General features: G+C 63.6%; 10 protein-coding genes. 5 read left to right on the top strand and 5 right to left on the bottom strand.

Annotated features, from left to right (window positions below):
* The first annotated feature begins 102 nt into the window (after positions 1-102).
* On the top strand, positions 103-540 hold the full coding sequence (locus tag ACIPUB_RS14830) for an OsmC family peroxiredoxin (RefSeq protein ID WP_407608060.1): 438 nt from the start codon (positions 103-105) through the stop codon (positions 538-540).
* A 61-nt stretch (positions 541-601) separates the two neighbouring features.
* Here ACIPUB_RS14830 and ACIPUB_RS14825 read toward each other — a convergent pair whose 3' ends face one another.
* On the bottom strand, positions 602-2239 hold the full coding sequence (locus tag ACIPUB_RS14825) for a serine/threonine protein kinase (protein WP_407608058.1): 1638 nt from the start codon (positions 2237-2239) through the stop codon (positions 602-604).
* Positions 2240-2342: 103 nt separating this feature from the next.
* On the opposite strand from ACIPUB_RS14825, the gene lipB reads away from it, so the two are divergent.
* Genes lipB through ACIPUB_RS14810 form a run of 3 tightly spaced genes read left to right on the top strand, consistent with a single transcriptional unit; the run spans position 2343 to position 4810 of the window.
* Entirely contained in the window at positions 2343-3023 is a 681-nt protein-coding gene (lipB, locus tag ACIPUB_RS14820; protein ID WP_407608057.1) for a lipoyl(octanoyl) transferase LipB, read from the top strand.
* On the top strand, positions 3020-4021 hold the full coding sequence (gene lipA / locus ACIPUB_RS14815) for a lipoyl synthase (protein WP_407608056.1): 1002 nt from the start codon (positions 3020-3022) through the stop codon (positions 4019-4021). The genes lipB and lipA overlap by 4 nt, the downstream gene beginning before the upstream one ends.
* Positions 4022-4054: 33 nt before the next feature.
* A complete protein-coding gene (locus ACIPUB_RS14810; protein WP_407608055.1) occupies positions 4055-4810 on the top strand; it encodes a DUF4191 domain-containing protein in 756 nt (251 codons plus the stop codon).
* Between the two features lie 126 nt (positions 4811-4936).
* Here the strand turns inward: ACIPUB_RS14810 and ACIPUB_RS14805 are convergent, their stop codons facing one another.
* Complete coding sequence (locus ACIPUB_RS14805) at positions 4937-5371, bottom strand: RDD family protein (protein ID WP_372342932.1); 435 nt, start codon at positions 5369-5371, stop codon at positions 4937-4939.
* 281 nt (positions 5372-5652) lie between these two features.
* Here ACIPUB_RS14805 and glnA point away from each other — a divergent pair, with 281 nt between their 5' ends.
* The gene (gene glnA, locus ACIPUB_RS14800; RefSeq protein WP_264270621.1) at positions 5653-7077 is read left to right on the top strand and encodes a type I glutamate--ammonia ligase; all 1425 of its coding nucleotides are present in this window, start codon (positions 5653-5655) and stop codon (positions 7075-7077) included.
* Positions 7078-7381: 304 nt separating this feature from the next.
* On the opposite strand, the gene ACIPUB_RS14795 is transcribed toward glnA, so the two are convergent.
* The 3 genes from ACIPUB_RS14795 to ACIPUB_RS14785 form a co-directional block, all read right to left on the bottom strand.
* Positions 7382-7819, bottom strand: coding sequence for a hypothetical protein (locus tag ACIPUB_RS14795; protein WP_407608054.1), 438 nt, complete (start codon positions 7817-7819; stop codon positions 7382-7384).
* A gap of 474 nt (positions 7820-8293) precedes the next feature.
* Positions 8294-8623, bottom strand: a complete 330-nt coding sequence (locus tag ACIPUB_RS14790) for a hypothetical protein (protein ID WP_407608053.1) — start codon at positions 8621-8623, stop codon at positions 8294-8296.
* A gap of 54 nt (positions 8624-8677) precedes the next feature.
* Positions 8678-11713 carry a bifunctional [glutamine synthetase] adenylyltransferase/[glutamine synthetase]-adenylyl-L-tyrosine phosphorylase gene (locus tag ACIPUB_RS14785; RefSeq protein ID WP_407608052.1) on the bottom strand — a complete coding sequence of 1012 codons (3036 nt, stop codon included), beginning with the start codon at positions 11711-11713 and terminating at the stop codon, positions 8678-8680.
* Between the last annotated feature and the right edge of the window lie 2 nt (positions 11714-11715).

Genomic DNA, 11715 nt, shown 5'->3' with positions numbered 1-11715 from the left:
CTCCGCCATTTAAGAGGTTCCTTGGGTTCGACTGTCCCGGGCCATAGGATTGCCGTGGAGGCGCTCGCCTTCGTCCAGTTGCAGATTCAAGGAGTTGTCACCATGGCAGTCACCACCAGAAGCGCAAGCACCGTTTGGACAGGAGACCTGGCGTCCGGGTCAGGGGCGACCACCCTCGAGACCTCGGGCCTCGGAACGTTCCCGGTAACTTGGAAGGCCCGCACCGAGGAAGCCGAGAGCAAGACCAGCCCCGAGGAATTGATCGCCGCCGCCCATGCATCCTGCTTCTCGATGGCACTGAGCAACATCCTCAAGCAGGCCGGCCACGTGGCCGAGAAGCTGGAAACCACCGCCGAGGTGGACTTCGACACCACCGACGGCGCCAAGATCAGCGGCATCCGCTTGACCCTCGCGGCCACCATTCCGGGGATCGATGCCGCTGAATTCCAGAAGCACGCAAACGCCGCCAAGGAAGGATGCCCCGTCTCCGTCGCATTGGCTGCCGTCCCCTCCATCACCCTGGACGCCCACCTGAACTAGTTGCCGTGCCGTCGGTGTGCCGACGCCGTGCAGGCGGTCCCGGCACACCGACCCAGGCGGGTCACTTTGATCCGGTCACCTGCCACATCCGCCAGGATCCATCGACGAACCGCAGGACCATGCGCACCCTTTGGCTTTCGGACTTCTTGGCGCTGGCGATGACCACGCCCTTTCGATCGACATAGCGGTAACCGCTTTGCACGCTCGTCGCCTCGATGGTCGCCTCCAACGCGTTCTCCCCCGGCAGTACGGAAACTTCGTTCAGTCTCGTCTTCAGCGCTTCAAGCCGAAGTCCAAGGTCCTGCATGCGGGCCACAACCTTTGCGTCCACTGCCAGTGCCGGCGATCCCACCACATGGACCTTGCTTAGCTCCTCCAAGCTCCCGTCCATCAGGCCACGATCTCGGCGCGCCGACAATTCCGCAGCCACCAGCACCAGTTCCCGACGCGTTTCCGGCGCTTCTTCCAAATCCGTTTCACCGGCACGCGCCGCGGCCGGCGGGGCGGCATCCACCTGCGCCTGCGGAGGCCCGGCAATGGCCATCTCGTTGGTCTGTTTGAGCATGCTGGTTGTCACTGCCGCCATGCTCACCACCAACAGCCCCATTGCCGCGGCCGCGGCCAGATTCCGGTTTCCGCGCTTCAATCCGTGGATTCGGTGTTGTTGTGCCCAACGCTGCTCTCCCCCTGCGGACTCGGTCTGTTCCTCCGGACCGGCCTTGACCTCAAACACCGCCCGCAGCCGGCGCGGCACCGGTTTCTGCTGGGCCTTGATCTGGGCCTTGCGTTCCTTCAGCATCACCTTGTCCGCCGCGGTCGGGTTTCCGGTACGTCGGCCCCTGCCCAGCAGCCCTTTAGCGGCGGGCGTTTGGCGCGTGGTGAGCATATGTTTGAGCGCATCCGGTTCGATTGCGGCGCTCAGCTCCACTGCTTCCGGCGTTCCCGCAACGAAGATGCGTTGCCCGAACTGGGCCGCGCTCGGACGAACCTCCGGATCAGGATCCAGCCCCTGCTCCAGAAGCTTCGCGAATTCGTCGTTGACTTCCGGAACCATGGCTCCCAGCGGAACCCTGCGGGCCGTGGCATTGGGGGGCCTGCCGGTCAGCAGATACCACGCGCAGGCGGCCAGGGCGTAGACATCCCGGGCTGGTTGCAGTTCGCCAGCACCTGCACCCGAGCAGGTTTCCGGGGCACAAAAACCCTGCGTTCCATACTCCCCGGGGGTCTCTCCCACCACCCGATGCGTTCCGAAATCCCCCAATTTTGGCTTCCCGGCGGCCGTAAATAGGATGTTCCGCGGGCTCAAGTCACCGTGGGTGAGCCCCCGGGCGTGCAAAAACGCCAGCGCTTCGGCGATCGGTGCCATGACGGTGATGGTCTCCCCCACATTCAACGGCCCCCGCACCGCCACAATCTGGGCGACCGAGCCGGCAGGACAGTATTCCATCAGGACGCCCGGGCCGAGGGAGGTTTCGATCATGCCAAATGATTCCACCAGGAACTCATGATCGAGTCGCAGCACTTCGGCCTCAACGGCACTCCCGGGAGCGTCATTTAGGAGGATCTTGACGACCAGTTCCTCATGCGTCGTGCCGTCTTGAACGACCCAAATGCTGCCGCCCGAGCCCTCATCCAAGTGCCGAAGCGTGCGATATCCATCGATCCGCGGAAATGGCGGTGGCTCTTTCTGGGATTCCATGGTTCTTTTCTACGCGCAATGGAATTTCTGTGCTTAAGTTATCCACAAGCAACAATGTGTAGCCGATTCGAGGGCGGCAGGGGAAACGCGTACTGTTGTCGCCATGACCATCAAATTCGAGCGAATCGGCCATGCCCCGGAACTGGTCGATTACCGCGTTGCTTGGGACATGCAGCGCCAGGTACACAAGGATGTGACCGAAGGGGATTCCGGGCCCGTCGTTTTCCTGCTGGAACATGCGGCCGTTTACACTGCCGGTCGCAGGACAGAACCGGAAGACCTGCCGGTCGACGGCACCCCGGTGATCGATGTCGATCGCGGCGGAAAGCTCACTTGGCATGGTCCGGGTCAGCTGGTCGGGTACCCGATTGTTCGGTTGTCTGATATGAAGGGCATTCGCGAATACGTCTCAACTCTCGAAGAGGCCCTAATCAATGTTGCGCTCGGCTATGGCATTGCCGCCACCCGCATCAAGGGCCGCAGCGGTGTTTGGATCGCCGGGACCGATGGCGGCTCGGACCGCAAGCTTGCCGCGATCGGGATCCGCGTCGACCATGGCGTGACCATGCACGGCTTTGCCTTGAACTGCTCCAACGACCTGGCACCGTATGCGCAAATCATCCCCTGTGGAATCACCGATGCAGGTGTCACGAGCATCAGCCTGGAAACCGGAACCACCGTCACCCCCGCCGATGTCCTCGACCGCGTTGAACAAGAGCTGGATGCCTTGCTGAGCCCGATCGTGGCGCTGACTGCTACAACCCCCGAAGGAGCCCGTTCATGAGTGCCGCACCCGAAGGTCGCCGCCTGCTGCGCATCGAGCAGCGAAATTCCGAAACCCCGGTCGAGCGCAAGCCCGAGTGGATCAAGGCGAAGATCAACATCGGCCCCGAGTACGTTGGCCTGAAAAAGCTCGTCAAGTCCGAGGGCCTGAACACCGTCTGCGAAGAGGCAGGCTGCCCCAATATCTTTGAATGCTGGGAAGACAAGGAAGCAACCTTCCTCATCGGCGGCTCGGAATGCACCCGCAGGTGCGATTTCTGCCAGATCGACACCGGCAAGCCCCAGCCCATTGACCGCGCCGAACCCTTCAAGGTCGCCATGAGCGTGAAGAAGATGGGGCTGCGCTACGCCACCGTCACCGGCGTCGCCCGCGACGACCTCGCAGACGAGGGAACCTGGCTTTATGCCGAGACCGTGCGCCGTATCCACCAGTTGAACCCGGGCACCGGCGTCGAGCTCTTGATCCCCGACTTCTCGGGCAAGCCCGAGTACCTTGACGAGATCTGCGCTTCGGCCCCGGAGGTCTACGCCCACAACCTTGAAACGGTCCCGCGACTCTTCAAGTCAATCCGCCCGGCGTTCCGCTATGAGCGCTCCCTGGACGTCATTTCGCAGGGCCGCGCCAATGGCATGATCACCAAGTCCAACCTGATCCTCGGCATGGGCGAGACCCGCGAGGAAATCACCGAGGCCATCAAGGACCTCGTGGATGCCGGTTGCGACCTGCTCACCATCACGCAGTACCTGCGCCCCACCGAGCGCCACCACCCGGTCGAGCGTTGGGTCAAGCCACAGGAGTTCGTCGAGTTGCAGCAGGAGGCCGAGGAAATGGGCATTCTTGGTGTCATGAGTGGCCCGTTGGTGCGTTCCTCCTACCGCGCCGGACGTCTGTGGGCCGCCGCGATGCGCAAGAAGGGCAATCCGATCCCGGAGGCCCTGGCGCACATTGCCAGCTCCGGCGACACCCGTCAGGAAGCTTCCTCGCTGATCAGCTCCTAACAGGTGCCGACATCAATGTAGAATTGAATCACTATGGCCAAAAACACCGATAACGCCTCATCCGAGGCTGCAAGTCCTAAGCGCGGACTGTTCTCGCGCAAGCCGAAGGCCGAGAAGGCCAACAAGGAACCGGGCCGGCTGAAACAGCTGGGCCAGGTCTTCCAGATGACCCGCAAGAACGACCCCATGGTCGTCTGGCTGATGATTCTGGCTGCCCTTGGCGTCCTTGTTGTGGGCCTGATCGTTGGCCTCCTGATCAACAACTGGATCACGGCGGTGCTGATCGCGCTTCCGCTGGCCTTGCTCGCAGCAACCATGATCCTCTCCCGCCGCGCCGAGAAAGCTGCGTTCACGCAGCTTGAGGGACGTCCGGGTGCCGCCGGGGCGGCCATGAGCGTGTTGCGTCGCGGCTGGATCCTGAAGGAAGAGCCGGTCGCCGTAAACCCGCGCACCAAGGACCTGGTGTTCTTGGGCATTGGTCGCGCAGGCGTCGTGCTTGTCACCGAAGGACCGAACACCCGAGTTCGCCCGCTGGTTGACGCCGAGCGCAGGCGCATGGGCCGCGTGCTTCCCAACGTTCCGATCCACGTGATCAATGCAGGTAACGAGGAAGGCCAAACCCCGCTTGCCGAGGTCGGCAAGAAGATGAAGAAGCTTCCCAAGTCCATCACCAAGCTGGAAATCAGCGCCGTCGACAAGCGCTTGAGCACACTTGGCAGCGCGAAGCTCCCGATCCCCAAGGGCATCGACCCCAACCGCGCGCGTCCGAACCGCAAGCAAATGCGCTAGCGCCTAGGAACGGGATCCGTTAAGCAAGGGCGGGTTTTGGAACCACTTGGTTCCAAAACCCGCCCTTGCTCTTTTCTCGGTACTTGCGATCTGCTGCTGCGCGAGGCGTTCAGCGATCCGGAACGATCAGATGCGTACCAGGATCGTCTTGCCGACCCGGTCGTGGTAACCACGCTGGTCGGAATCACTGAACAGAACCGGAATCACCAAGCAGAGCAGTGCGGTGCGGATGATCCCCGTCAAGGGTTTCACCGCACTGCCATCCAGGCCCTGGACTTGCATCCCGAAGACGCGGTGGCCGATGGAGTGTCCGGTGACCCCGACGAAGAGCATCTGAGTGGCGGCAAAGATGACCAAGTTTGCAGTGGGGTCCGAGTTGAAGAAGATCAGCGAGATCAGCATCGCGATCCCCCAGTCCAACAACAGGGCGGCGACTCGCCGGCCGATGCGGGCAACCGATCCGGGCCCTTTTTCCGGGCGCCCCAATCGCTTGCCGGGCCATTCCTGATTGCTCAATTGCGGCGGGCCCTCGAGCCACGAGCCAAAGTCTTTTCTTTCCACGTTCCCAAGCCTACCGGGGCAAGCCACACCCGTCCGTGGTCCCGCCCGCATTTCAGATCGGGCATCGATGGCCCTGGACACAGTGGACGTAATACGTGTGATCTATCCGACACTGTATTCTTGGTAATCGCCGGGTGTGTAACGTAACGGAAACAATCGAGACACAGGAGAGTAATCGCTAGGGTCTAGTGTTGATAACACAGGAAGAAAAACGTTGGCAAACGTTTACGTCGCGGCACGCAAGCCGCCACAGCAGAAACCCCACACAGGAGTCCCTGACCATGTTCAAGAGTCCAGAAGAAGTCATCGCATATATTGCCGAAGAAGACGTCAAGTTCGTTGACATCCGCTTCACCGACCTTCCCGGCGTCCAGCAGCACTTCAACGTCCCGGCCCGCACCGTCGACGCCGATTTCTTCCTCAACGGCCAGCTTTTCGACGGCTCCTCGATCGCAGGCTTCGCCGGCATCGCCGATTCCGACATGCAGCTGATCCCCGACGTGACCTCCGGCTTCGTTGACCCGTTCCGCCTGGAAAAGACCCTCGCGTTCAACTTCTCGATCATCAACCCGCGCACCGGCGATCCGTACCACCGCGACCCGCGCGGTGTGGCAGAGCGCGCCGAGGCCTACCTGTCCTCGACCGGCATCGCCGACACCGCATTCTTTGCCCCCGAGGCCGAGTTCTTCATCTTTGACAACGTCCAGTACGAGTCCAAGCCGCAGGGTTCCTTCTACAAGGTTGACTCGATCGAGGCGCCGTGGAACACCGGCAAGAAGGAAGAGGGCGGCAACCAGGGTTACAAGACGCCCTTCAAGGGCGGTTACTTCCCGGTTTCCCCGACCGACAAGCAGGCCGACCTGCGCGACGCCATCTGCCTGGAACTCGAAGCAGCCGGCCTTGAGGTCGAGCGCAGCCACCACGAGGTCGGCGCAGCCGGCCAGGCCGAGATCAACTACAAGTTCAACACGCTGACCCACTCGGCCGATGACATCCTGAAGTTCAAGTACATCGTCAAGAACGTGGCCGATGCCTGGGGCAAGTCAGCAACCTTCATGCCGAAGCCGATCTTCGGTGACAACGGCTCGGGCATGCACTGCCACCAGTCGCTGTGGGCCAACGGCGTTCCGCTGTTCTACGACGAAAAGGGTTACGCCGGTCTTTCCGACACCGCCCGCTGGTACATCGGCGGCCTGCTGAAGCACGCCTCCGCGGTTCTGGCATTCACCAACCCGACGGTGAACTCCTACCGCCGCCTGGTCAAGGGCTACGAGGCCCCGGTCAACATGGTGTACTCGCAGGGCAACCGCTCGGCCGGTATCCGCATCCCGATCACCGGTTCGAACCCGAAGGCCAAGCGCATCGAGTTCCGCGCACCGGATGCCGCTTCCAACCCGTACCTGGCCTTCGCCGCACAGCTGATGGCAGGCCTTGACGGCATCAAGAACCGCATCGAGCCGGCGGACCCGATCGACAAGGACCTCTACGAGCTCCCGGCCGAGGAAGCCAAGGACATCCAGAAGGCCCCGGGTTCGCTCGACGAGGCACTCGATGCCCTGGAGAACGACTTCGACTTCCTGCTCGAGGGCGACGTGTTCACCGAGGACCTGATCCGCACCTGGATCGAGTACAAGCGCGAATACGAAATCAAGCCGCTGTCGCTGCGTCCGAACCCGTACGAGTTCGAGCTCTACTACGGCTGCTAGGGGCTGAGAGGCCTCTAGTCCGCGAGGAGTCCGCAGGAAGTCCGCACGGGCCGTCAGAACATTGTTCAAGGCGGTACGTGCGGACTCATCTGCATGTGGCCATAAGTGGCCATAAACGTCCAAAGTTGTCTTTGCCGACGCGTGACGTAACCGCGCCTGGACAACCTTCACATCAAGCCCGAATTCCCCGCGATATCCGAAAGGACAACGCGGGGCTTTTTGCGTTTACGTGGCTAATTCGTGGCGAGCGCGAGCGCGGCTATGCGGAGAGGGCGGAGGCGAGTGCGGGCATTTGGTAGGTCGGTTAGTGAAGCCCCGCTATGCTGGTGCGGCGAGTTTCCTCCCACGCCGAGCCGTCGTGGGTGGTGACCCGCACCTTCTTCAACCTAGGGTCTTCCCAGCCAGCTTTGCCCATTATGTCGAAGGAGAGAGTGTGCAAGTATTTCCCCCGCCAGTTGTTGCTTGAGAGCACAACCACCAAAACTCCCTCTTCGGGAGAAGACCAGGAGTCAATGTTCCGGTGCGGGGTGCCTTCCATGAAGCCTGCTAAGCTCGCAGCTCCGTAGCCGTTCAGGAAGTGGTTGATCTGGGTGTCCGCCCAGGCTTGCGAGAGGTCTTCAGCCGAGGCTTCTTTAGTCACCGTCTCTACAGCGGGAGGGCTGTAGACCTGAGGCAAGGAACTCTCGGACACGCATCCGGTGAGCGCGAGGGCCAGCAGGGCGACGGTAGCTGGTTTCTTCATGATTCCTCCAAGTGGTTTAGGTTGAGTCTAGGCAGGTGGGGCAATGATTGGCCAAGTGACCACGGCGCACGTTCACGGTCAAGCTAGGCGCCCACGGTGCTTAGTGGACCTTCCCGGTTAGGTACTCACGGGGCTGCAGTCCGCAGGGAGTCCGCAACAGGTCTACAAACGGCCACCTTTCGCCATTCCTACCCAACAGCAGAAACCCCGGAATCACGTGGGAATCAGCGGCATTCAACCCATGCCAATTACCCTTTTCCAGTTCGACTTCTATTACGGCTGCTAAGTAGGGCGCCGGGATCCCCCGGCCCCCAATGAAAAAGTCCGTGTGGCTGCGTTTGCTTCATCACGAAGCATCCGCAGCGGCACGGACTTTTTTGCATGTGCCCTTATCGGGCGGTGGACACGGCTTCGTCGCCTGCGCTGGTGCACCGTTTGGTGGCGCGCAGGGCGGCTTTTGGTTCCGCCCCGGCCCTAACCGACCAGCGAGGTAAGTAGGAAGGCGCTGTCCTCGGTCGCCACCACGTTGTGCATGGCATCGGGCAGCACGAACAAGGCGCCATGGGCGATCGACCGTGACTCCCCTGCCCAGTTCACCACGATTGACCCGCGCAACACCTGAAGGGTCGCAGCCTCGGGCTTTTCATGGTCATTCAGCGTTGACCCGACCAGCAGGGTGATCAGCGTGTGGCGCAGGCGCCCGTCGTTGAGCACCGCAACGGCGCTGCGGCCGTTGTTTGAGGCGGACGCCTTCTCGAATTCCCTGGCGACCAATTGGTCAAGTTCCGCGCTGGTGACGTGCATGGCTATCCCCTGCCCTTTCAAAGACGAACGCATGGCCCCACTGTTTCCATCAGCCTAGGCGGTTCTTTCCTCAAAGCCATAGAAGTGGCGTTCAAAAACCTGCCGCGACCGGCGCGTGGTCTTGAGGTAGTCGTCCTCCATGACCGAGGCCTCGCCCGGTGCGTAACCACACCAGCGGGCCACCGCTTCCATGTCGCGCCAGGAATTCGGCAACACGTCGGAGACCCGTCCGGTGCAGATCAGGCCCGCGCTGCGGATCCTGGTGGCCAGGGACCACGCATCGTCCAGCAGCGCCACCTCCTCGGCGGGGATGAGACCGGCCTCGGCAATGGCCTTCAGCGCCGGGCGCGTGGAGGTTGTGCGCAACGCCGGGTGGTCCTTGGCGTGCTTCAGCTGCATGAGCTGGACCAGCCATTCGACGTCGCTAAGTGAGCCGCGGCCCAGTTTCAGGTGCCGTTCCGGCTCGGCACCGCGTGGCAACCGCTCTGCCTCAACGCGCGCCTTGATCCGGCGAATCTCGCGAACCTGTTCCTCCCCCATGTCTTGTTCATAGCGCAGCGGGTCGACCATGGCCATGAAGTCATCGGCCAGGTTCTCCGACCCCGCCATGGGGGTGGCCCGCAACAGCGCCTGTTGCTCCCAGATCTGGGACCAGCGCCGGTAATACTCCTCGTAGGAGGCCAGGGAGCGCACCAGCGGCCCGCTCTTGCCCTCCGGTCGCAGCGCAGCGTCGATTTCCAGTCGCGGCTCTGCCTGGATCGCCGGCACCATGGGCCTGCCCAACAGCGACCCGAGCGCAGTGGCGATACGCAGCGCCTGCTCCTGTGCACCCTGCTGGTCGGCCTCGTCGAAGGCGCGCTGGACGAACATCACGTCCGCGTCGGAGCAGTAGCCGATCTCGTGCCCGCCCTGCCGCCCCATGGCCACCACCAGGAACTCGCCCAGCTGCGGGGTCGCGGCGTATTCGGTGCGCTGGGCCATCTCCAGGGCACCGCGAATGGCGGCCCTGTCGTTGTCGGCCAGGGCCCGCCCCACGGTGTCTTGGTCGATGACCGCGGCTCCGTCGGCCAGGGCGATGCGCAGGATCTCGCGGCGCCTGATCACCCGGATCAACCGGATGGCCTGGTCGGAGCCGAGGTTCCGTTTCAGCTTCGAGGAGATCTCGCCCCACAGCGTCTCATAGCCCAGGGGCTGCAATGACTTGTTGGATCCGAGCCAGGCAGCCGATTCCGGGGAAACCTCCAAGAGATCGGTGATGAAGCGGGAGTTGGACAGGATCCTGCACAGGCGCTCGGCCGCTGCGGATGAATCCCGCAACATGCCCAGGTACCAGTGCGACTCCCCCAGCGACTCGCTCAGCCGCCTGAAGCCCAGCAAGCCCGCATCCGGGTCCACGCCCTCGGCGATCCACCCCAGCAGCACCGGCAGCAGCTGCCGCTGCAGGGCGGCGCGCCTGCGCATGCCGCCGGTCAGTGCCTCGATGTGGCGCATGGCGGCCTTGGGGTCCACGTAGCCCAGGGCGCGCAGGCGGGATTGCGCCGCTTCCGGGGACAGGCGCACCTCGTCGGCCGAAAGGTTCGATGCGCTGTTGAGCAACGGCCGGTAGAAGATACGTTCGTGGAGCAGGCGCACCAGGCGCCTGGTGTCGCCCCAGCGGTCAAGCAGGCCGGCAGCGGTGGACAGCTCGACACCCAGGGTGGAGCGCACAGCACGCGCCAGGACGCGCTGTCCCGACTCCTTGTGCGGCATCAGGTGCGTCCGGCGCAAGTTCACCAGCTGAATGCGGTGCTCGAGCACGCGCAGGAAGCGGTAGGAGCGGTCAAACTTCTCGGCGTCGTCGCGTCCGATGTATCCGGCCAGGCTCAACGCGGCGATGGCCTTGGTGGTGGAGCGCGCGCGCACGGTCTCATCCACCCGTCCGTGGACCAGCTGGAGCAGCTGGACGGTGAATTCGACGTCCCGGAGCCCGCCGGGGCCCAGCTTGAGCTGGTACGCCAACTCGGCCGGCTTGATGTTCGCGGTGACCCGGCGGCGCATGCGCTGCACCGATTCCACGAAGCCCTCGCGTTCCGAGGAAGACCAGACCAATGGTTCCACCATGGCCTCGTAGGCAGCGCCCAACTGAGCGTCCCCGGCGATCGCCCTGGCCTTCAACAGCGCCTGGAACTCCCAGGACGCGGCCCAGCGCGCGTAGTAGGCGGCGTGGGACTCCAGGGTGCGGCTCAGCGCCCCGTCCTTGCCTTCGGGACGCAGGTTCGCATCCACCTCCCACAGGCCGGGTTCGATCCCGGCGGAGTCGATGGCCCGGGAGATGCCGATCGCAAGCTCCCTGGCCAGGGAATGGGCTAGATCCTCGTCCAATCGGTCGCTGGAGTGTACGTAGATGACATCGACGTCCGACACGTAGTTCAGTTCGTGGGCCCCGCACTTGCCCATACCGATCACCGCCAGGCGCAGGTCGGCGATGTCCTCGGCTTCGAAGCGGTGCCGGGCTTCGGCCCGGCTGATGGCCAGGGCGCCCTCGAGGGCGGCCGCTGCAAGGTCGGCCAGCTCCCGTCCGACTTCCGGCATGGCAGCCAGTGCATCGGCTGCCCCGAGGTCGCGGTGTGCAAGGCCGAGCAGGGCGCGGCGGTAGGCCACGCGCAACACCCGGTGTCCGTCCTCGCCGAAGACGGTGGCCACCGGGGGGATGCCCGATGCCGGGTCGGCTCCCACGGCGATCAGCAGCTCGGCGCGCAATTCCTGGGCATTGCGCCCGTGCATGCGTTCCGGTGCGGGCGCCTGCAGGATCTCCAGGCACGAGGGTTCGCGGATGAGGAAGTTCGCCAGGGCGTCCGAGGCGCCGAGCAAGCGCAGGAAGCCCGGCGCGGTGCGTGGGCCCAGCGCCAGTTCCAGGGCCGCCGGGGCGTGCGGGATGAGGCGGATCAGCGCGAGCAGCGCCTGGTCCGGGTCCGCGGCATGGGCCAGGTGGCCCACGAGCGCCCGGTGGTCAATATCCGCCAGTTCCTTGTCGGCCAGAAAGCGCTTGGCGCGCTCCAGGTCGTCGAACCCGGCCGAAATCAGCTGCCTCGTGGAGATCTGCAAGGGCATGC

Origin of the sequence: Paeniglutamicibacter sp. ORCA_105 (assembly GCF_045798545.1) — a bacterium.
In the GTDB taxonomy this organism is placed as follows: domain Bacteria; phylum Actinomycetota; class Actinomycetes; order Actinomycetales; family Micrococcaceae; genus Paeniglutamicibacter; species Paeniglutamicibacter sulfureus.
The sequence above is the reverse complement of the archived record's forward strand: the minus strand, read 5'-3'. Positions and strand labels throughout refer to the sequence as shown.

Bases quoted from the DNA above. Each gene is read 5' to 3' on its own strand.
- ACIPUB_RS14785 (WP_407608052.1), bottom strand. From the start codon at position 11,713: ATGCCCTTGCAGATCTCCACGAGGCAGCTGATTTCGGCCGGGTTCGAC.
- ACIPUB_RS14795 (WP_407608054.1), bottom strand. From the start codon at position 7,819: ATGAAGAAACCAGCTACCGTCGCCCTGCTGGCCCTCGCGCTCACCGGA.
- glnA (WP_264270621.1), top strand. From the start codon at position 5,653: ATGTTCAAGAGTCCAGAAGAAGTCATCGCATATATTGCCGAAGAAGAC.
- ACIPUB_RS14825 (WP_407608058.1), bottom strand. From the start codon at position 2,239: ATGGAATCCCAGAAAGAGCCACCGCCATTTCCGCGGATCGATGGATAT.
- ACIPUB_RS14790 (WP_407608053.1), bottom strand. From the start codon at position 8,623: ATGCACGTCACCAGCGCGGAACTTGACCAATTGGTCGCCAGGGAATTC.
- ACIPUB_RS14830 (WP_407608060.1), top strand. From the start codon at position 103: ATGGCAGTCACCACCAGAAGCGCAAGCACCGTTTGGACAGGAGACCTG.
- lipB (WP_407608057.1), top strand. From the start codon at position 2,343: ATGACCATCAAATTCGAGCGAATCGGCCATGCCCCGGAACTGGTCGAT.
- ACIPUB_RS14810 (WP_407608055.1), top strand. From the start codon at position 4,055: ATGGCCAAAAACACCGATAACGCCTCATCCGAGGCTGCAAGTCCTAAG.
- lipA (WP_407608056.1), top strand. From the start codon at position 3,020: ATGAGTGCCGCACCCGAAGGTCGCCGCCTGCTGCGCATCGAGCAGCGA.